Below are 21,872 nucleotides of genomic sequence, written 5' to 3'. Positions count from 1 at the left end.
ACTGTCATGTACTATTAATTTGATATGATGAAAAAACTGATTTTTTCCCTGTTGTTTGCGTTGGGCATAAGTACCCATGTGGATGCGCAGAAGGCGTATAAGGCATACATGGTTTCCAACACCCATCTTGATACACAGTGGTTATGGACTGTACAGACAACCATTGACCATTATTTATACCGTACACTCACTCAGAATTTTTGGTTGATAGATCATTACCCCGGTTATATTTTCAATTTCGAAGGAGCGGTTCGTTACAAATGGACTAAAGAGTATTATCCGGTTGAATATGAACGGCTGAAAAATTATATAAAGGCAGGCCGTTGGAATATTTCGGGGAGTTCGTGGGATTCTACTGATCCTAATATACCTTCACCGGAATCATTCTTTCGTAATCTTCTTTACGGACAAGAATTTTTCAAGAAGGAATTTGGTAAAAAATCAAATGATATTTTTCTTCCCGATTGTTTTGGTTTCGGGTACACCTTGCCGACGATAGCTGCTCATTCTGGTATCATTGGTTTTTCCACGCAGAAGCTCCAGCATCGTAAACTGCCGTTTTATGGTAATCGCAAACTGCCGTTCATGCTCGGGTTGTGGGAAGGTATAGACGGTTCGCGCATAATGGCTGTGCCGCATGCCCAAGACTACGTTTCAAGATTTGATGGACAAGAGTTGAGCAACAATGGTAAACTGATAGATTTAGGTAAAAACGGTCTTAATAATACCGTCTACCATTATTATGGAGCCGGAGACCGTGGAGGTTCGCCTACAATCGCTTCCGTAAGATCGGTCGAAACAGGAATGAAGGGTGAGGGACCGGTGCAGGTGATAAGTGCACGTTCGGGACAGTTGTTTGATGATTATTATCCTTTTGAGAAGCATCCGGAACTGCCTGTTTTCAAGGGAGAGTTACTTATGGATGTGCATGCGACGGGCTGTTATACATCTCAAGCAGCCATGAAACTTTTCAACCGTCGCAACGAACAGTTGGCTGATGCTGCTGAAAGAGCCTCAGTGGTGGCTGAATGGTTGGGAGGGGCGGCATACCCCGAAGAGTCGTTACGTGAATCGTGGCAGAGGTTTTTGTGGCATCAATTCCATGATGACCTGACGGGTACAAGTATTCCGGCAGTTTATACTTTCTCATGGAATGATGAACTTATTTCCCAGTCGGAATTTGCGGAAATCACTGCAGGTGCGGTCGGTGCGGTAAGTAGGGCACTTGATACGCGGACAAGAGGCGCTTCGGTTGTGGTTTACAATCCTGTTGCCCAAAGCCGTTGTGATATAGTTACAGCCACAGTGGACATGGCTTCGAGACCGAAAGACATAATAGTTGGTACTCCCAATGGAAAAAAGGTTTCCGGGCAACTTCTTTTATGGGAGAACGGTAAAGCCACCGTGCTTTTTCCGGCAGATATGGATCCGGTAAGCTTTTCGGTCTACGATGTGCGTAGCGGAAAAATGTCCGGTACTAAGCGGTTGAAAGCCGAAGGCAATGTGGTGGAGAATTCGATTTATAAAGTTGTACTGGACAAGAACGGAGACATCGCTTCGATAACTGATAAACGCGACGGGCGTGAGTTGGTGGAATCTGGTAAGGCTTTCCGTCTTGCGCTTTTCACCCCCAGCGAATCGCGCACATGGCCGGCATGGGAGCTGTTCAAGAAAACGATTGACCAGACACCGTTGCCGGTAGATAGTAACGTTGAGATTTCCGTGGCGGAAAACGGACCGGTACGTGCTTCGCTCAAAGTGAAACGTACTTACGGCACTTCCAGCTTCGTACAATATATAAGTCTTACGGAAGGTGGACAGGATGACCGGATAGATATTCGTAACGAGATAGACTGGAACGAAAGGAATACCCTTCTTAAAGCCGAGTTTCCAATGAATGTGTCGAATGAAATGGCTACATACGACCTTGGCATAGGCTATATCGAACGCAACAACAATACTGATAACAAATATGAAGTGGTAGCCCAGCAATGGGCCGACATAACGTCTGCCGATGGTAGTTATGGTATTTCTGTGATGAACGACAGTAAATACGGATGGGACAAACCGGACAATCATACGTTGAGGCTTACTCTCTTGAACACTCCGGCAGTAGGCAAGGATCCCAATATGGCTCATCAAGAACATTTGGATATTGGTCATCATACTTTTAGCTATTCCATATATGGACATAAATCTGATATAACAGAAGCGGGGACTGCATGGAAAGCTGAAGCATTCAATCAGCCCTTGCTTTCTTTCACCACTCCGAAACATGCAGGAACGTTGGGACGCAAGTTCTCGTTCGTCAAGACCAATATGCCCGGTGTAGCGATAAAGGCTGTAAAGAAAGCGGAGGACGGTAAGAGTTACATTGTAAGGGTGAACGAAATTTATGGAAAGGATTTTGAAAATGCGGAAATTATTTTCGCAAGTACAGTGGAAAGTGCATGCGAGGTGAATGGTATTGAGGAGTATGTCGGTGAGACAAAATATGAGGATAATAAAGTCGTTTTTAGCGGAACAGCTTTCCAACCACGCACTTTCAGCGTGCGGCTTAAGGAAAATGCAAGTCTTGAGATGCCTGAAAATCATTCTATAGATATTGAATGTAATGCGAGTGCTCTTACAATGGACGAGTTCAGTATGTCGGGAGATTTTGACGGAGAGGGTAATTCTTTTGCTGCTGAATTGATGCCGGATGTGGTGGAAGCCGGGGGAATAACATTCCGAATGGAAAATAATCCTGCCGACTATAACTGTATCCGTTGCGACGGGCAAACGATAACCCTTCCTGAGAAACACGGATATACGAAATGTTACTTGCTGGTGACCTCGTCACACGGTGACCGCAAGGCTTCGTTTCAAGTAGATGGAAAAGATTACAGCTTCAATATACCTTTTTATTCAGGATTTATAGGTCAGTGGGGTTGGAAGGGTGAAAGTGAAGGTTATATGAAGGATGCTTCGATAGCTTATGTCGGAACCCATCGCCACAGTAGTCGGGCGGGTGGTAATGAGTCCTATATTTATACTTATTTGTATAAAATCTGCCTTGATATAACTTCGGATGCCAGGACTCTGATTTTACCGAAGGATGCGGGAGTAGCTCTTTTTGCAGTAACCCTTTCCGATAATTCGAACGATGACACAAGACCTGCGGCAGAGATACGTGCCTTGCCTCATGAAACTGTGAAAGTGGAATATACAACTGAACCTGTAACTGCTTCTCGTCATCGTTGAGATGGTAGAGGAGATGTCGAAAATATTTCATAACGGAAAAAAAAGGAGTTTTCACCACAGAGTAACACAGAGTATCACGGAGTTCTATTCTTTTGATTTCAAACTGATTAAACTCTGTGATACCCTGTGTTACTCTGTGGTGAATTAATTCATAACCGTTCCGGAAGGAGTTAAATTCAACTGCAGATTTGCGTTATTAATTAAAATGATTCAATTTTAATCAATGATTAAGTCTTTTTTATAGCTTATGTTAATCTTCAGCCGCTATCTTTAGCAAAAAATACTTGTACACATGAAAAAGATGTTTTCATTATTAGTTTCTATGGCGTTGATGCATTTTTTTACATTAGAAATACAGGCGCAAAGTGATAGTATCTCAGTTTGGAAGATGCAATTGAATGCTATTCAACAGAATGCACAGCAAATGGATGAATTAAATTATCCACTGCTTCAAAGTTATGAATATGTGGAAGAAATAAGGACCGCGGATGAGGTAGAAAAACTCAAAAATAAACTTTTCGCTCCGGATAGTTATGGCTTATTCGATGAAAGTGGCAAACGTAAATTTTTCAAATTGAAAGATATTCAACAATCGTATCCTGAGCAATATGACCGATCGGTGAAACCTTTGTTTGCTTATGTCAATGGTGTAATTGTGCCTCCTGTACAACTAATCAAACTGACTTGGGATTTTAATGCTAAAAAGTATGAAACCTTAATGGTCGCATCGGATCAAGGAATACTTTATGATCCCATTATAAGCAATATGCTATTGTTCAAGGAGAATAAACCTCAAGAAAGAATTAGAATAATAAGGAAATGAATATTAAATAGTTGGTTGATTATCAGTATGTAACGTTTACCGACTATTCACCTCACGATGTAAAAGCATTTACCTCAGTATGTAACGACCTTTACCACTTATTGTAACGCTCTTTACCACTTATTGTAACGACCTTTACCTCAGTATGTAAATGGAGTTACTGTGTGGGGTTAACAAAGTTACCATTTGGGGTATACGTCTTTGGCATTAGAATATTAACCAAATAATAACATTTTAATCATGAAAAAAGCATTCCTTTTCATCCTGCTCTGTGGGTGTCTTTCCCTATCGGGCACACTCAAAGCTGCCGAAGGACAGCTAATGGCCGGAACGGCTAAAATAAACATTACTCCGAAACAAAACATCCCTCTACACGACTCTGTGTATGCGCGTGCTCTTGTGATGGAGATAGGTGATATGCGTGTAGCGCAAGTATCTGTCGATTTGGCCAATTTTTATAGCGATCGCGTGGCCAATATCTGCAAAGAGAAATATGGTATCACGCAATTGTTGATCTGTGCTTCGCATACTCATGAAGACCCTAACATGGCTGATGCCAGGCCTCGTGAAAAGAAACCTGACAACACTCCGTTCTTTGAAGAGTGCATCATTAAGGTAGTGGGCGAAGCAATCGGTAATATGTTCCCTGCACGTATCTCGGCTGGTACGCGTACGTTTCCGCAATTGGGTTTCAATCGCCTCATTATCCGTAAAGACGGTAAGGCTCGCGAATCGTGGGTGGGCGATGAGCATTACAATGTAGAAAACCCCGAACGGATACCTTTCGGTCCGGTTGACCCCGAAGTAGGCGTAATCAAAGTAGAAGATATGCAAGGCAATGCCCGTGCCATTGTTATGAGCTATGCCATGCATGCAGACCTTGGTTGTTTTAGTTATGAAATTTCGGCCGACTATCCTGGATTTGCTTGTAAGAAGGTGGAAGAAGCGTTTGATAACAAAGCTATCTGTCTCTTTGTAGCCGGTGGCGGCGGTAATGTAGAAGGGTTGATGATTAGCCGGCGACGTTCCGGGCCCAATGATCCTATCAAAACAGATTACAAGCCCATTCAGCGCACAGGAGAACTGCTTGGCATCGAAGTGATTAAACTGGCCAACGCATTACATGCCTCCAGTGATAACACTTCTTTTAAAATGCGTACAGACTCGTTACAATTCTCTACTCGTGGAGACAAAAACCGTAAGGTAAATGTCCATATCGCCACATTCCTCATTAATGACTTTGCAATAGCCGTTTGCCCTGGTGAAATGTTCGTACAACTTCAATTGGAATGGAAGGCGAAAGCCAGGCTGGCCGATGTGACTCCTCTCTTTTTTGGTTATACGTATGTAAAAGGACGTTCACCTGGTTATGTAGCCGATGTACGTTCAGCGGCATTGGGAGGGTTTGGTGCCGAGGGTGGTAATCGTATACAAGTAGGAGGTGGCGAAGCCATCATCAACAAGCATTTAGAAAACTTGTATATACTCAATGACCAGCGTGCAAGCATATTCTTTAAGTAAAGTGTGGATATATTTAAATGAATGATCGACAAGAATAGATAATCCACAAATTATCTATTCTTATCACATATATTATATATTAAAAAAATGAGAACTGCAATAATTGTAATTGAGCTGTGCAGTATATTATTTTGCTGTACTTCTCTGTTTGCTTCCGGGAAGGATAAGGATAAAGTATTTATACAGTTTATTATGAATGGACAGAGCCTGTCAACGGGACATCAGTCCTATCCGGTTATTTCAACGGAACATTTCAAAGGTAATTACATGCTGGGCAACCAAGTGTGGATAAACTATGGAAATACCGGAGAACTTAAGTTTGAACCATTGGTGGGAACCGTTTCCGAAGTTTTCGCTCATGAAAAGCACTTCAAAAGCAGGCGAGCCGGCACTATAGCCGAATGTCCTTTACTGGGAGCTGTCAATCACCTTCGGTTGAAACAACCCAAGATGCCCCGTATTTTGGCTACTTCGGTAGGAGTGAGCGGAGCAAGTGTAGAAGAACTCTCCAAGGAGTCGGAGACACGTACAGCGTATAAAGAGTTTGTAACATCATTACAATCGGCAGCCCGGGTAGCTGCCCGGGAAGATGCGAAAATCTGTTGTCCTGCAATTTTCTGGATGCAAGGTGAGTTCAACTATGATCCGAATCCGGAAAAGGGACTACGCGCTAATGTGCCTAATACGACTGATAAACGGGAGTATAAGAAACTGCTTGTGAATATAAAGAATAATATGCAAAAAGACATACTGCAACAGTATGGCCAACTCCATAAGCCGGTATTTATCACTTATCAGACGGGAGCACAATATATGCGTGATACACTTTCAATTTCGATGGCTCAATTGGAAGCGGCTAACGAATATGATGATATTATCTGTGCGGGGCCTATTTATCCGATGACTGACCGAGGTGGGCATCTTGACGGCAATGGATATCGCTGGTTTGGCGAGATGTTGGGAAAAGTGTATTATCAATCTCAAGTGCAGGGCAAACCCTTTCAGCCGTTGCAACCTACGGCAATTGCGAGAGAAACACTTCCCACTCAAATACGTATCAAGTACCATGTGCCGGTTCGTCCATTGGTATTTGATACGTATTTGATACCTAAGATCAAGGATTATGGTTTTGAGGTATACTTGCGTGATTATCGTCAAGAAAACAAACAAATCATTAAACAGGTAGAGATAGATGGTGATGATGTGGTGTTAACCTGTGAGCAACCTTTAGTTGGAGATGTCATAGTGGTATATGCCGGTACCCGTTCATTTATAGAAGACCGTCCGAAGGGAAAAGATGGATTGCAAGGGCATGGAAATTTGCGCGATAGCGATCCGTACAAGGCTTTCTTTAAGTATGAAGATTTGGATGAGGTACAGAAAGATGGTACTTTTATTCATCCACGCGATAGTTTTGAGACAAGACTTCGTCCTGATTATGAGCCGAAAGACCAAAAAGGAAGAGTGATTTATGGAAAGAAATATCCACTATATAACTTTAGTGTAGGCTTTTATTATAAATTGCCTGCAGAGAATGATCAAATAAGCGTATTAGGAAACTAAGAGTGTAATTGGGGAGTGATTCTTCTCTCATCAACTCAGTATCAGAATTTCTCAAATCACTAAACAAGATGATTCCCTGTTCACATTCAATGATGTGAATAGGGAATCTCATATTTAATGGGTTTGTTTATTCTATATATAGATAATCATAGTGTACAACAGGTTTCTTCCCGTGCTTCCCCATCGCTTCCTTGGCTTGAACAGAGTTGCAGTTTGCTTTGCCTACTCCTACCGGATTTCCTTCGAAGTCAATGATCCGCACGATGTCATCTTTTTCAAATTCTCCTTCAATGGCAGTTATACCGACGGGCAGGATGCTGATTGCTTTATCTGAATTCAGCACTTCGGTAGCGCATTGGTTGATGTGCAACTCACCTTTGGCAAACCCTTCACTGTGAGCAATCCATTTTTTTATACTGGATACAGGTTCGGCAGAAGGCGTAAAGCGGGTGCAGAGAGTACTTTCGGGATGTTGGATCAAATCGACAAGGATATTATCGCATTTACCATTGGCAATGATTACGGTGATTCCTTCATCGGCTACTTTGCGGGCAATATTGGTTTTAGTCAGCATACCTCCACGTCCGAAACTGGATTTGGAAGTCTGAATATAGGAGGACAGATCTTTGCCCTGGTCTATCTCCCGTATCACTTCCGAGGCAGGATCGGTAGGAGAACCATTATAGATACCATTGATATTGCTGAGTATGATTAATGCCTGTGCATCCATCATAGAGGCAATCAGACCGGACAATTCATCATTATCCGTAAACATTAACTCGCTTACGGAAATCGTATCGTTTTCATTGACAATAGGAATGACTCCGTTTTCTAACATCACCGTCATACAGTTCTTTTGGTTAAGGTAATGCCTGCGGGTTGCGAAATTCTCTTTCATTGTCAGTACTTGTCCTACAGTAATGCCATGTTCACGAAAGAGTTCGTAGTAACGATTGATGAGTTTGGCTTGTCCTATGGCGGAGAATAGCTGGCGTTGATCTACGCTATCCAGTTTTTTGGTCGGATGCACTTCACTACGTCCGGAAGCAACGGCCCCGGAAGATACAAGTATAATTTCTACTCCTGTTTTATGCAGTTCGGCTATCTGATCAACTAAGGCAGACATACGTGTTACGTCCAGAGTACCGTCGCGGCGTGTCAAGACATTGCTGCCAACTTTAACAGCTATTCTCGAAAATTGTTGTTCCATGTGTTGTATATCGTTCTTATGTGGTTTCGGTAAGGGAGTGAAAAGGATTATTCTTCGTCTTTTCCTTTATCGCGCTCACGGATTATCTCCATGGCATCTTCATATCTTTCCTCACTGACGAGAATGGTTACATCCGGTGCTATGTAAGGTGCGATGGTGCTCATAAGCCCGTCTTTGATAATAGTTGCTATGCCATTGTTTTCGAGTAGACCTTTGACAAGTTCTGCTTCCCACGGTGATCCTTTGAACACTTCAACTGTGCGGCTATAGTCTGTTGATTTCATAATGGTAAGTATTAATAGGTTTAATATTACAAAGATAATGCAAATCGAATGCATAACTTTCATGTTTACATGAAAAAGTTATGCTGAGATGCAGCTTATCTTCTTCAAAGATAACAAGTATTTCGGAGAAAAAGTTTGTTTTCCGGTAAATATTAGTGATTATAGTTCTATTCGTTGTACGGTGACCGCCTCGTTCAGGAAGGTGGATGCTGATTCAATGAACTTTTCTTCTGCTTCCGTGGTGTAGTAAGTACAGTTTCCACCTTTCGTACATTTGATATCCATTTCCGGATGGCGGTGTAAATAGTCTTTCAAGCTTTCGGCTACCAGTTCGCCTTGCGCCACTGTAGTAATTCCTTCCGGCATGTACTTCTTAATTTTAGGCAGAAGTAAGGGATAATGGGTACAGCCAAGAATCACAGTATCAATCTGTGCGTCTTTCGTCAGAAGTTCATTGATATATTTACGAACGAAATAATCTGTCCCATCTCCTTCTGCTTCGTTGTTTTCTACGAGAGATACCCATAGAGGACAAGCTTCACCTTCTACCCGAATGTCCGGAAAAAGCTTGTGGATTTCTAACGGGTAGGATTCTGATTTAATGGTTCCTGCTGTGGCAAGAACACCGACATGACGACTCTGTGTTATGTGCCCTATACATTCAACAGTAGGACGGATGACACCCAATACACGGCGTGCCGGATCCATTCCGGGCAAATCGTTTATCTGTATACTGCGTAATGCTTTGGCAGATGCTGTATTGCAAGCCAGAATGACAAGATGACATCCCATCTCAAACAGTTTAGTGACTGCTTGCAGTGTGAATTCATATACGATTTCGAAAGATCGTGTACCATAGGGAGTGCGTGCATTATCTCCTAAATAAATATAGTCATATTGAGGCAGGGCCTCCCGTATCTTGCTTAGGATAGTCAGTCCGCCATATCCGGAGTCAAATACACCGATAGAGCCGGGGATAATGGGTAAATTTTGCTTCATAACAGAAAAACTTTGTACACGCTGCAAAGATAATGCAAATCGAATGCAGAACTTTCATGCTTGCATGAAAAAGTTATGCTGAGATGCCGCTTATCTTATTCAAAGATAGAAAAAGGCGTGGACTGCAAACAGTCCACGCCTTTTTCTATCTTTGAATAAGATATGTCTTTACTTAATTCCCAGTTGGGTTTTTACTTTAGTGGTAACATCTACACTCTCTGCACCTACATAAGGTATCGGTGTGCGAGCCAAATCAAAGATATAGACTACGCCTTCTGCTTTACCTACAGCCTGGATAGCGTCATCCAATTTCTTATAGATGGGAGCCAGTGCTTCTTGCTGTGCTTTCTGCATGCTTTGGTAGGCTTCCTGTTGGAATTCTTCTTGTCTTTGAGCCATCTCTTGCAATTCTTTCTGGCGTCTTTCAGCTATATTCCTCGGCAGAGAGTCTGCTTGCTGTTGGAATTCTTGCACTTTCTTGTTGAATTCTGATTGAGTGCGTTCCATTTCTTGAGAATACTTCTTTGACATAGCTTCCAGATCAGCTTGTGCCTTAGTATATTCCGGCATAACAACAATAACCTCCTGAGAGTTCATGTGAGCAAATTTTTGTGCCATCGCTCCCAAAGGAAGAGCGAACAGTACCACGAGTAGTGCGATTTTTTTAAGCATAATGTTTATTGTTTATTTTAATAATTAGTCGTTGAATAAATGCAAATATAGTGCAAACTGAACGCAATACAAAATAAGCTTGCTTATTTTTAATGTTGGAGTGTGGCCATATTCGCGAAGCAAATGTATGAAATTAATTTGAATATCCTAACTTAGCAAGCACTTCATTGCTGATATCAATACGCGGAGAAGCAAAAATGATGCTTGTTGCAGATGCCCGGTCAACGACTACAGAGTATCCTTTCTGCTCCGATATTTCCTTGACCGCATTATAAATCTCATCCTGAATAGGTTGCATCAGGCTTTCGCGTTTCTTGAATAATTCCCCTTCAGGACCGAAATATTTGCGGCGAAGTTCAGCTGCTTCTTTCTCTTTAGCGACAATCGCTTCCTCTTTCTTTCCTTTTTGTTCTTCAGAAAGAAAGACGGCTTCCGATTGATAGTTCTTGTACAACGTCTTGGCTTCCTCGGCAACTTTCTCTACTTCACTCTGCCATTTCTTGGAAACCTGGTTCAACTGTTCGTTTGCACGTTCGTAAGCCGGAATGTTTTTCAGAATATACTCCATATCAATCAAGGCAAACTTTTGCGCATTGGCTGTCATACCTACGGCAAACAGCAAGATCATTAATAAAACAGACTTTCTCATAACGTTTGGTTTTTGTGATACAATTAGAATTCTTGTCCTAAGATAAAGTGGAATTGACTGCCACCGTAATCTGAGGAACCACGTATTTTATCGAAACCATAAGCCCAGTCAATACCCATCATACCGATCATCGGCAGGAAGATACGGACACCGACACCTGCGGAACGTTTCAATTCGAATGGATTGAAATTCTTCACATCATGCCATGCATTACCGGCTTCTACAAAACCTAACGCATAAATACTGGTACTTGTTTCCAGCATCAGCGGATATCTTAACTCAAGTCCGAGACGGGTATAAGCGTAACCTTCGTAACCGTAAGGAGTCAATGAACTGTTTTCATAACCACGAAGGGCAATGCTTTCCGTTGCGTAGCTGGAGTAACCGGTCATACCGTCACCACCTACATCGAATGTTTCGAACGGAGATTTCTTATACTTGTTGTAGTGTCCCAGCAAACCGAATTCAACACGGCCCATCAATACCGGGGTACGTTTAACTGCTACCGGGTCCATCAACGGGATGTACACTTTGGATTTGAATTTCCATTTGTGATATTCAATCCATTTGTGCATCTTGTTCATGTCGTCCTGGCTGGTAGTACTGTACTTGCTGTAGTCAGTTCCATCAAACAGTGAGTACGGCGGAGTTAACTGTACTGACAATGAGAACTCTGAACCGGAACGGGGATAGATCGGATTGTCAATAGAACTACGAGACAATGTCAGGTTGATGCTAAGGTTGTTACACTTACCGTTTGTAACGGGGAAGTACTGCCAGTCGCTCAGGATATAGCGTTGGTAAGATAACTCAGCTGTAAACTGGAAGTAGTCATCCGGCCATTTCAAACGCTTACCGAACATGGCAGCCACACCGAACATCTTGATAGACTTGTCGGGGTCGTAATAGTTCTCATAGCTGTTGTAGTTGCCGTAATTATACATACCATAACCATACATGCCACTATACATACTGTTGTAATAGCTATTCATATATGCTGAGTTGTAGTAGCGGCTACTGATATCTGTCTGTACGGAATAGAAGGCCGACAGAGAGAATGCGTTCGGACGTTTACCGCCGAACCACGGGTCATAGAATGAAATGCTATAGGATTGGTAATACTTGGCATTAGTCTGTCCGCTGACGGTCAAGGTCTGGCCATCACCCTGCGGCAGGATACCACGGTAGTTTTCACCCGGATGCAACAAGTTGGCCAGTGAGAAGTTAGTGAACTTCAAACTCAGCTTACCGATGATACCGGTTTGTCCCCAACCGGCAGAGAATTCCACCTGGTCGTTAGCTTTGGATACCAGATCGTAACCTATATCTACGGTTCCGTCTTCCGGTCTTGGTTGAATATCCGGTTTGATTTGTTCCGGGTCGAAGTGTCCCATCTGCTGGATTTCACGCATAGAACGCATCAGGTCTTCACGGCTGAACAGGTCACCCGGACGGGTACGGAGTTCACGGCGTACTACGTTTTCATACAAACGGTCGTTACCATTGATGCTGATCTTATTAATGGTAGCCTGGCGGCCTTCGAAAATACGCATTTCCAGGTCGATGGAGTCTCCTACGATATTTACTTCTACGGGCTCGAGGCTGTAGAACAAATAGCCGTTGTTATAGTAGAGGTTACCGATAGCATCTTCGTCTGACATGGTACGTTCTTCCAGTAATTTCTGGTTGTATACATCACCTTTCTTCATGCGAAGCATAAAGTTCAACTGTTCGGAAGGATACAAGGTGTTACCTACCCACGTTACATTACGCAGATAATATTTTTCTCCTTCATCAATCTTCATGAAGATGTCTACGGTGCGGTCATCGTACGGTTTGATGCTGTCTTCTACGATCATAGCATCGCGATAGCCTAATTCGTTGTACTTATCGATGATCAACTGCTTATCTGCCTCGAAGTTTTCTTCCACGAACTTCTTGGTACGGAACAGATTGAGCAATTTATTCTTTTCGTTGGTCTTCTTCATGATGCGTTTCAACTTCTTAGTTGCAATCGCTTCATTGCCAACGATGGTGATTTCGTGTACTTTTACCTTCTCCTTTTTGTCAATGTCGATATCCACGATCACCTGGTTATCGTTGGATACATCGTCTTTCTGCGAGATGATAACTTCTGCATTCTTAAATCCTTTATCATCAAAGTAGCGCTTAATCAAAGTTTTGGCGCGGTCAATGACATTAGGAGTCACCTGTCCGCCCTTAATCATACCGATTCGGCTTTCTATATCCTCGCGTTCTGACTTCTTCACGCCGTGATAGCGGATATCGGATACACGCGGACGCTGAGTCAGATGAATCGTAAGCCAGACCTTATCGCCTTCTATCTTATCTGCGGTGATTTGAACATTGGAGAACAGACCATGCTTCCAGTAACGCTTACAAGCCTGAGTGACTTCGTCACCCGGTATGGTAATCGTTTGTCCTACAGACAAACCGGATAGTCCGATCAGTACGTAGTCCTCATAGTTCTTAACTCCTTCTACTTTAATTTCTGCAATTTCATACTTCTTGGGTGTTCCCGAATAGAGAATAACCGGTTTTGCTGCATCATTATCGATGCCATTGGCATCTTGAGCCGCACTTGTCAGTACACAACCGAAGAGGCAGATAAACGCTGTGAGTATAGAGAAAATACGATAGTGCATTTATGTTTTTGATTAAATATGTTTGAGTTTAACTGATTTGTTCACTGGTTTTGCCGAATCTGCGTTCCCGTCTCTGGTAGTCGCAAATGGCTTTGCAAAGTTCCTCTTCCCGAAAATCGGGCCAATAGGTTTCACAAAAATAAAGTTCCGAATACGCGCATTGCCAAAGAAGGTAATTACTCAGACGGATTTCTCCACCGGTGCGTATCAGCAAGTCGGGATCAGGCATGAAGTGGGTAGTCAGGTGCTTTGACATTAAATCGCAGTCGATCTGTTCGGGTGTCAATTCTCCTTTCTGCACCAAAGTGGCAATTTGCCGGCTGGCTTCTGTGATTTCCCAACGTGAAGAGTAGCTGAGTGCAAGTACCAGGCACATGCCTGTATTCTTAGAAGTATTTTCTACGCAATTGTATAAACGTGTCTGTACATTTGCGGGTAACTTTTCTATATCTCCGATGATCTGGAAACTGATGTTGTTCTTCATGAACGTGTCCTCTTCGATGGAGTCGAAAAGAAGGCTCATCAAGGCTGCCACTTCGTCTGTCGGGCGGTTCCAGTTTTCGGTTGAGAACGTATATAGGGTCAGATATCTGATGCCCAGTCTGGCTGCCTCTTCGGCTATTACATGGACGGTTTCTGCACCGACCTGATGTCCGTAGCTGCGCTCGTGTCCGCGCTGCTTCGCCCATCGTCCGTTGCCATCCATGATAATCGCCACATGCTGGGGTATCCGGCTCAAATCAATTTGTTCTTTATATTGCATCTTTTTTTAGTTGTTACATTCCTTACATCTTGGGAAGAGGTCGTAGGTGAGGAAAAAGACGGTGAATGCATAACTGTCTTTATTCTTCCAGCCTTTTCCTTTTATCTGGTATGGGTCTTCCAGTTGCAAACCTTCCCGTTGAGTAACATCCAACTGGTCGCTAAGGCTGAACCGCATCGTAAACTCGCATCCTATATTGATGCGTGGGGTTGCTTTGAATTTTATTCCCACTCCTATGGGGATGTTCATCGTAAAGACCGTCTTTACAGGCTTTGGTGCAAACGTAAAACCCAATCCACCCAATATATAAGGTGTAAACCGACGGTCCCCCCGGTACGTATTACCGATACCATATCCCAAAAAGTTATATTCAAACTGTGCTCCCAAATCGATTATAGTCCGTTTGAAAGTGGCATACTCTCCATTCGGATACACATTTTTGAAATCTCTCGTGTCGCCGGAAATCCTGCCGGCTGTCAGATTGCCTTTTATTGCCATGTGTGGATTCAGTAAGTACCGGGCTATAAAACCTCCCGCTATACCTGTGTCTTTAAACGGGGTGCTGTTATTTGCATCTCCCATATAAAAACTTCCTCCAATGGCTCCTCCCATCTCCCAAGTATATTCTTCCTGTGCCATGGCACAACAGAATGGGAACATGAGCAGGCAAAATACTATCTTTATATTTCTTGTAATAGTCATACCGTTTTCTTGTTACTCCTTTTATATATAAGGAAACGGAAATTTGACTATTTTATTATTGTTGCTTGAAACCCAGTTTGTTTAAACGTCCACGCCAAACAGAACCGTCGCTGCTCCATACAATCCAAATATAATGGTTTGAGTCAATGGTCAGAGAGTAATCTCCCTTGTCTTTGAATAAACTTATATACTTAATCGTATCTTTAGCATCTTCGCCTTCGCCCTTTTCTATTTCAATCTTTGTCGGGTACCGGAATTTCGTGGCAGCTTCGTTCCAAGCTATTCCTACGAGGGAGGAACGGATTATATTGAAATCTCCACCCATCATGTGGAATAAGCCTCCGTAGTACATGATTGACGGATTCTTCATGACCGGACAGAAAAAGTCTGAAGGCGTATTTATGTCAACCCAAGTAAGCCCGTCCATTGTGGACCAAGGTACTGTTGCTTTGGCTGTTTCTTCCGTATTGCCCACTATCATTGTTTGTTTGATGCCACTTGCATTTGTGAATACAGTGGAGTATATACCTTCCAGCGGGAAATCGGAAGGAACAATCTCTTCACTCGGTTGCCATTCCGTTTCTTCTGCATTTCTCGCGCAGAAGTAATGGTTACCATCCTTCGTGAAGATGCCGGCAAGTTTGTTCTTACTTCCCGTTACGGCGTCTTCCGGAATACCAGCTACGAATGTCACCATCTGCATTCCTTGCACATCCATTTCGGTCCAATCAATACCGTTGTCGGAATCGAACGCTTTCCCACTCTCTGTGGTAATGTATAATCGGTTGTTGAAATGAACGATAGAAGTTAATTTTGCATCTGAAGGTAGACCGTTGATTGTAATCGGGCTTCCCCATTGAAGGTTGGCAGGATTTTCTACGGAACTGCGATAGGCTGTCGTAGTAGAGGTATAAATAATTAAATTTTTATTTAGTACTACAGACTTTTGTTTTCCGGAAGCCGGAGAAACGGGTAGTGATGGCATTTCTCTCCAAATCAGTGAGTCCGGATCCTGTGTGTGAACATTTACCTTGATAGTATATTCGCGGGTAGTGATTCCGTCGGCTGCATGTACTTTTAGTTTGATCGGTTCTCTCAGGTCAACCGAGTCGTTCATGTTGAATACGGTATCATTCAGACCTGAAGTTACCCATCCTGTTACCGTCAGTGTGTCGATTAAGATACGTTTGATGATAGAATCGGCCCCCATAGGAAGCGAATCCACATTATAAATTTCTCTTTTCAACTGGTCAATCGTAAACTTATAATATACACCTTTTGTTATAGTATCAATACCAAAGGCACGTATCGTTGCGTCGGAACTATATTCATAATTATCATCTGAGTCAAGACACGAACTTATGGCAATTGACATAAGAAGAAAACTCAGGATTACGGATAAAAACTTTATTCTCATTTTCTAAAGATAGTGTTTATTTACAAGTTGCAAAAATAGGAACATTTTTTTCTATAATCAGCATCCTGGGGAAGTTTTATATAAAATTATAGATAATACCCCTGTTTTTCTCGATAAAAAAGCATCAAAATGAGGTGATTCAGACTATTTCGTTGCTGTGTAATGCCGTATACTTCTGCCGAAAGATTGCTCACTGGCATAACTAATTTTATCGTTCATTTCAGGAGCTTTAACACCGGATATCAGTGATCTGGGATTTTCTTCAACATACGCTTCATCCCAAAGCCCCGCATCGATGAAAGATTGTAGCAAGGTGCTTCCGCCCTCCACCAACAGAGATTGAATACCGCGCTCATACAATATCTGCATGATCTGAGGTAATATGTCCTGTTGGAAATCTATCGGGAGATATTCCACGTTGGGCAGAACATCATGAAAATGTTCGGTAAAGACGAGTGTCAGTACACTTCCGTCAAATAAATGAAGGGTAGGAGACAGACTCTGTTTCCGGTCGATGACGAGACGTATCGGAGAGCGCCCATACCAGTTGCGTACATTCAAAGATGGATTGTCCAGTTTAGCGGTACGTGTGCCTACAAGAATGGCAGAATGTTCTGCTCTCTTTTTATGTACCAGCATGGAAGTCAAGGGAGTGGACAGAATCACAGGATTTCCTTCGGTCCGGCATAAATCAATAAACCCGTCTGCTGATTCTGCCCATTTCAGTGTGATATATGGGCGGTACAGGGTGTGAAAGGTTATGAATCTTTTGATTAGGTGCCGACATTCGTCTTCCAGTACTCCTACGATTACTTCTCGTCCGGCATCTTTCAGTTTCTGTATGCCCCGTCCGGCAACCTTGGAAAAAGGATCCTGGCAGCCGATGACGATACGGGGGATTTGTTTTTCAATAATCAAATCTGCACAGGGAGGAGTTTTCCCGTGATGAGAGCAGGGCTCCAGACTTACATAAATGGTGGAACGCTTTAATAATGAGGCCTCTTTTACGGAACGAATAGCATTGACTTCAGCGTGTGCTTTTCCGCAACGTACATGATAGCCCTCGCCGATGATCTTCCCGTCGCATACAATTACCGCCCCCACCATCGGATTAGGTGCTGCATTACAAAGTCCGTTTCGCGCCAGTTGTATACAGCGGCGCATGTATTTTTCTTCTTCCATGTGTGTCATTTTTCTATGATAATTCTTACTTTTGCACCCCAAAACGGATTCTTCGTTATTCGGAGTGCGGACTAGTCAAGTCCATATCCGATCTGTATCCGGTTCATATCATCTTCGTGTCCTATAGCTTGGACTTATTACGGACCTGCTACGGACCAGCTACGGAGAACCTACGGAGAACTTATGGAGAATCTACGGAGATGCTACGGAGATGATCTGTGGAAAGCCCGTCAGTTGAACTGATAAAGAATCCCAAATATCCATTTATGAATATTACCGCCTCTTATATCCGCCGGAAACTGCAAGGTCGTTATACGACGCAGGAAGCCGGAAATTTGTCCAGATTAATCTGTTGTGAGATTCTGGGGCAGCAAACTGTGGATTATTATCTGGGCAAAGATATAATTTTATCCGTAAAAGAGGAACAGGAATTGGAAAGCATTCTTGCCCGTTTACGTAATTTTGAACCGATACAATATATTTTAGGGGAAGCCCGCTTCTTGGGAAGAACTTTTTGCGTGGCTCCGGGTGTACTCATTCCCCGTCCGGAAACTGAGGAGCTGGTAGAGATGATGTTAAAAGAACTTTCTCCCGTTTCTCGTGTTTTAGACGTTGGGACAGGTAGCGGTTGTATCGCCATTTCTTTGGCGAAAGAATTACCAGGGTCGCAAGTCACCGCTTGGGATGTATCGGGAGAAGCTTTATCTATTGCTGCTGCTAATAGTAAGGCTTTGCAGGCATCTGTACGGTTCGAACAGCGCGATGTGTTAACTTATGAACCTTGTGTGGCGGACTGTTATGATGTAATTGTGAGCAATCCGCCTTATATTACTGAAGCTGAGAAACAAGAGATGGAACATAATGTGCTGGACTGGGAGCCTTCGTTGGCATTGTTTGTACCCGATACAGATCCTTTGCGTTTTTATCGGCGCATAGCCGTGCTGGGACTTGAGATGCTTATGCCTGGTGGAAAACTTTATTTTGAAATTAACCGTGCTTTTGGAAAAGATACCGTAGCGATGTTGTGTGAAGCAGGATATCGTGCGGTCCGACTTCAAAAGGACATATCTCATAATGATCGATTTGTAATAGCCGAAAAATGACGAATATTACTGAAACAGAGGCGCTGAATAAGGTAGCTGCCTATTGCTCTACAGCGGAACATTGCCGTGCTGAGATTTCTGAAAAACTACAGCGTTGGGGATTGCCCTATGATGCCATTGACCGTATTCTCAAGCGGCTGGTAGATGAAAAATATATTGATGAAGAGCGCTTTTGCCGTGCCTTTGTGAATGATAAATATCGCTTTGCCAAATGGGGAAAAGTGAAAATTGCGCAGGCACTGCAATTAAAGAAAGTTTCTTATAATACATGCCGGCAGTTTTTGAATGAAATAGATGAAGAAGAATACTTGTCTATTTTAGATGGTTTGCTGGCTGCCAAAAGGAAAAGCATACATGCGGAGAATGAGTATGAACTGAATGGAAAATTGATGCGTTTTGCCCTGAGTCGGGGTTTTGAAATGAAAGATATTCGTCATTGTATACAACTTTCTGACGAAAATGACGACTTTGAGTGAAAAATCTCTTTATTCTTTTTTTTATTCTCGTTCTGTTTCTGTATTTTTGTGCCATATTTACTATAAATAGCTAATTTAGTTATGAGAACTTTAGAAAAACTATTCGCAGAGAAGTTGCTGAAGATAAAAGCGATTAAACTACAACCGGCAAATCCCTTTACATGGGCTTCCGGATGGAAATCCCCCTTTTACTGTGATAACCGCAAAACACTTTCTTATCCTTCTTTGCGTAATTTTGTAAAGATTGAGATTACCCGTTTGATATTGGAACGTTTCGGGCAGGTGGATGCAATTGCCGGCGTAGCAACAGGCGCTATCCCTCAGGGAGCTTTAGTTGCCGATGCGCTGAATTTGCCGTTTGTGTATGTACGTTCTACCCCGAAAGACCATGGATTGGAAAACCTGATTGAAGGAGAGCTTCGCCCGGGTATGAAGGTTGTGGTGGTTGAAGACTTGATTTCTACAGGTGGAAGCAGCTTGAAAGCCGTAGAAGCTATTCGTCGCGACGGATGTGAAGTAATCGGTATGGTTGCAGCTTATACCTATGGTTTCCCGATTGCAGAAAAAGCATTCAAGGATGCCAAAGTTCCTTTGGTGACACTGACGAATTATGAAGCGGTTCTGGATGTTGCACTTCGTACGGGTTACATCGAAGAAGATGATATTGCGACGCTGAACGAATGGCGTAAGGACCCTGCACATTGGGATGCTGGAAAGTAACGGCGGTTTATACTATAAAATAATTAATATGATAAAAGGGCCATTCGGATAGTTTCTGTCCGGATAGTTCTTTTTTTGTCTTTTAAAGAGAATCAAAATATGACAAAATTTGAAAGTGGTGTAAAAACTATACCTGCCTCACAGGAGGCTGTTTATGAGAAACTATCTGATTTGAATAATCTGGAGAAGTTTAAAGACAGCTTGCCGGAGGATAAAGTTAAGAATTTGAGTTTTGACTCGGAGAGTATGATGATAGAAGTAGCTCCCGTGGGTAAAATAGCGCTGAGCATAGTAGAGAAAGAACCATGCAAGTGTATTAAGTTTGCCACAACTACTTCACCACTGCCCTTCAATCTGTGGATACAGATTGTTCCCGTAACAGAAACAGAATGTAAACTGAAATTGACCATTGGCTTGGAACTGAATCCTTTCATGAAAGGTATGGTTCAGAAACCTTTGCAAGAAGGGGTGGAAAAGATGGCGGATATGCTGTCGATAATACCCTATTAATCACTAACTGTTAATCACTAAATAAATGGCTCAGAAACTTTGGGAGAAATCCGTTCAGGTAAATAAGGATATAGAACGCTTCACGGTAGGACCTGATCGCGAGATGGACCTTTATCTGGCTAAACATGATGTGGTAGGTTCTATGGCTCACATCACCATGCTCGAAAGTATCGGTCTGCTGACGAAGGAAGAGCTGGTTCTTTTGCTTGAAGAACTGAAAAATATCTATGCGACTGCCGAGAAAGGGGAGTTTGTGATAGAAGAAGGAGTGGAAGATGTACACTCGCAGGTAGAATTGATGCTGACGCGTAAATTGGGTGATATAGGTAAGAAGATACATAGTGGTCGTTCGCGCAACGATCAGGTGTTGCTCGATCTGAAACTTTTCACGCGTGCGCAGATTAAGGAGATTGCTGAAGCTGTGGAACAACTGTTTCATGTGCTGATATGCCAGAGTGAGCGTTTTAAAGATGTGCTGATGCCGGGTTATACTCATTTGCAGATAGCTATGCCGTCTTCTTTCGGATTGTGGTTTGGCGCTTATGCCGAGAGTCTGGTGGATGATATGCTCTTTTTGCAGGCAGCATTCAAGATGTGTAATCGCAATCCTTTGGGTTCGGCTGCCGGGTATGGTTCTTCATTCCCATTGAATCGTACGATGACAACATGTTTGTTGGGCTTTGACTCTTTAAACTATAATGTTGTTTATGCCCAGATGGGGCGTGGCAAGATGGAACGTAATGTAGCTTTTGCTTTGGCAAGCATTGCCGGAACTATCTCCAAACTGGCTTTTGATGCTTGTATGTTCAATAGTCAGAACTTCGGTTTCGTGAAGCTGCCTGATGATTGCACGACAGGTTCCAGCATTATGCCCCATAAGAAGAACCCGGATGTCTTTGAACTGACGCGTGCCAAATGCAATAAACTGCAATCATTGCCACAACAGATCATGATGATTGCCAATAATTTGCCGTCCGGCTATTTCCGTGATTTGCAGATTATTAAGGAAGTCTTTTTGCCTGCTTTCCAAGAGTTGAAAGACTGTTTGCAGATGACTACCTATATCATGAATGAAATAAAGGTGAACGAACATATCCTCGACGATGACAAATACCTGCTTATTTTCAGTGTGGAAGAAGTGAACCGCTTGGCACGCGAAGGTATGCCTTTCCGAGATGCTTATAAGAAAGTGGGATTGGACATTGAAGCCGGAAACTTCTCACACAGCAAGCAAGTGCATCACACACATGAGGGAAGTATCGGTAATCTCTGTAACGATGAAATTTCGGCGCTGATGCAGGAAGTGGTAGATGGTTTTAATTTTCATGGAATGGAAGTAGCTGAAAAAGCTTTGCTTGGTCGATAAATA

At 42.8% G+C, this 21,872-nt stretch carries 19 protein-coding genes; 9 read left to right on the top strand and 10 right to left on the bottom strand.

Annotation, left to right across the window (positions count from 1 at the left end):
- The first annotated feature begins 24 nt into the window (after positions 1-24).
- The 4 genes from VYM24_RS02465 (at position 25) to VYM24_RS02450 (ending at position 7,150) form a co-directional block, all read left to right on the top strand.
- Positions 25-3,243: an alpha-mannosidase gene (locus VYM24_RS02465; RefSeq protein WP_330941364.1), complete on the top strand. Its 3,219-nt coding sequence runs from the start codon at positions 25-27 to the stop codon at positions 3,241-3,243.
- Positions 3,244-3,535: 292 nt separating this feature from the next.
- A complete protein-coding gene (locus tag VYM24_RS02460; protein WP_291550253.1) occupies positions 3,536-4,066 on the top strand; it encodes a hypothetical protein in 531 nt (176 codons plus the stop codon).
- Positions 4,067-4,306: 240 nt separating this feature from the next.
- Entirely contained in the window at positions 4,307-5,587 is a 1,281-nt protein-coding gene (locus VYM24_RS02455; RefSeq protein ID WP_291550252.1) for a hypothetical protein, read from the top strand.
- Positions 5,588-5,674: 87 nt separating this feature from the next.
- Positions 5,675-7,150, top strand: a complete 1,476-nt coding sequence (locus VYM24_RS02450) for a hypothetical protein (protein WP_330941363.1) — start codon at positions 5,675-5,677, stop codon at positions 7,148-7,150.
- Between the two features lie 127 nt (positions 7,151-7,277).
- Here the strand turns inward: VYM24_RS02450 and proB are convergent, their stop codons facing one another.
- From proB to ribD, 10 genes are all read right to left on the bottom strand, one after another.
- Positions 7,278-8,360, bottom strand: a complete 1,083-nt coding sequence (gene proB / locus VYM24_RS02445; protein WP_291550250.1) for a glutamate 5-kinase — start codon at positions 8,358-8,360, stop codon at positions 7,278-7,280.
- A gap of 47 nt (positions 8,361-8,407) precedes the next feature.
- The gene (locus VYM24_RS02440) at positions 8,408-8,644 is read right to left on the bottom strand and encodes a DUF2007-related protein (protein ID WP_021968041.1); all 237 of its coding nucleotides are present in this window, start codon (positions 8,642-8,644) and stop codon (positions 8,408-8,410) included.
- A 159-nt stretch (positions 8,645-8,803) separates the two neighbouring features.
- The gene (gene murI, locus VYM24_RS02435) at positions 8,804-9,643 is read right to left on the bottom strand and encodes a glutamate racemase (RefSeq protein WP_291550249.1); all 840 of its coding nucleotides are present in this window, start codon (positions 9,641-9,643) and stop codon (positions 8,804-8,806) included.
- Positions 9,644-9,811: 168 nt separating this feature from the next.
- Entirely contained in the window at positions 9,812-10,315 is a 504-nt protein-coding gene (locus tag VYM24_RS02430; RefSeq protein ID WP_291550247.1) for an OmpH/Skp family outer membrane protein, read from the bottom strand.
- A 133-nt stretch (positions 10,316-10,448) separates the two neighbouring features.
- Positions 10,449-10,964 carry an OmpH/Skp family outer membrane protein gene (locus VYM24_RS02425; protein ID WP_291550246.1) on the bottom strand — a complete coding sequence of 172 codons (516 nt, stop codon included), beginning with the start codon at positions 10,962-10,964 and terminating at the stop codon, positions 10,449-10,451.
- A gap of 23 nt (positions 10,965-10,987) precedes the next feature.
- Positions 10,988-13,630 carry an outer membrane protein assembly factor BamA gene (gene bamA, locus VYM24_RS02420; protein ID WP_291550245.1) on the bottom strand — a complete coding sequence of 881 codons (2,643 nt, stop codon included), beginning with the start codon at positions 13,628-13,630 and terminating at the stop codon, positions 10,988-10,990.
- A 28-nt stretch (positions 13,631-13,658) separates the two neighbouring features.
- Positions 13,659-14,393, bottom strand: coding sequence for an isoprenyl transferase (locus VYM24_RS02415; protein ID WP_291550244.1), 735 nt, complete (start codon positions 14,391-14,393; stop codon positions 13,659-13,661).
- 6 nt (positions 14,394-14,399) lie between these two features.
- Complete coding sequence (porG, locus tag VYM24_RS02410; RefSeq protein ID WP_330941362.1) at positions 14,400-15,095, bottom strand: type IX secretion system protein PorG; 696 nt, start codon at positions 15,093-15,095, stop codon at positions 14,400-14,402.
- 55 nt (positions 15,096-15,150) lie between these two features.
- The gene (gene bamI / locus VYM24_RS02405; RefSeq protein WP_291550242.1) at positions 15,151-16,512 is read right to left on the bottom strand and encodes a BamI family beta-barrel-assembly machinery protein; all 1,362 of its coding nucleotides are present in this window, start codon (positions 16,510-16,512) and stop codon (positions 15,151-15,153) included.
- A gap of 144 nt (positions 16,513-16,656) precedes the next feature.
- Positions 16,657-17,694 (bottom strand): bifunctional diaminohydroxyphosphoribosylaminopyrimidine deaminase/5-amino-6-(5-phosphoribosylamino)uracil reductase RibD, encoded by a 1,038-nt coding sequence (gene ribD / locus VYM24_RS02400; protein ID WP_291550241.1) that lies wholly within the window; start codon positions 17,692-17,694, stop codon positions 16,657-16,659.
- 266 nt (positions 17,695-17,960) lie between these two features.
- Between ribD and prmC the strand changes: the two genes are divergently transcribed.
- The 5 genes from prmC to argH all read left to right on the top strand — a co-directional run bounded on the left by prmC (position 17,961) and on the right by argH (position 21,869).
- Positions 17,961-18,797: a peptide chain release factor N(5)-glutamine methyltransferase gene (gene prmC, locus VYM24_RS02395; protein WP_291550240.1), complete on the top strand. Its 837-nt coding sequence runs from the start codon at positions 17,961-17,963 to the stop codon at positions 18,795-18,797.
- Positions 18,794-19,273, top strand: a complete 480-nt coding sequence (locus VYM24_RS02390; RefSeq protein ID WP_291550239.1) for a regulatory protein RecX — start codon at positions 18,794-18,796, stop codon at positions 19,271-19,273. Before prmC ends, VYM24_RS02390 begins: the two co-directional genes overlap by 4 nt.
- 81 nt (positions 19,274-19,354) lie before the next feature.
- Positions 19,355-19,993 carry an orotate phosphoribosyltransferase gene (gene pyrE, locus VYM24_RS02385; RefSeq protein ID WP_291550238.1) on the top strand — a complete coding sequence of 213 codons (639 nt, stop codon included), beginning with the start codon at positions 19,355-19,357 and terminating at the stop codon, positions 19,991-19,993.
- Positions 19,994-20,092: 99 nt separating this feature from the next.
- A complete protein-coding gene (locus VYM24_RS02380; RefSeq protein ID WP_291550237.1) occupies positions 20,093-20,503 on the top strand; it encodes an SRPBCC family protein in 411 nt (136 codons plus the stop codon).
- A 25-nt stretch (positions 20,504-20,528) separates the two neighbouring features.
- Positions 20,529-21,869 carry an argininosuccinate lyase gene (argH, locus tag VYM24_RS02375; RefSeq protein WP_330941361.1) on the top strand — a complete coding sequence of 447 codons (1,341 nt, stop codon included), beginning with the start codon at positions 20,529-20,531 and terminating at the stop codon, positions 21,867-21,869.
- Positions 21,870-21,872: the final 3 nt, after the last annotated feature.

The organism is Bacteroides sp. MSB163, from assembly GCF_036416795.1.
GTDB classification, from domain to species: Bacteria; Bacteroidota; Bacteroidia; order Bacteroidales; family Bacteroidaceae; genus Bacteroides; species Bacteroides maternus.
Note: the sequence above shows the minus strand (reverse complement) of the source record. Positions and strands in the feature narration are given on the sequence as shown.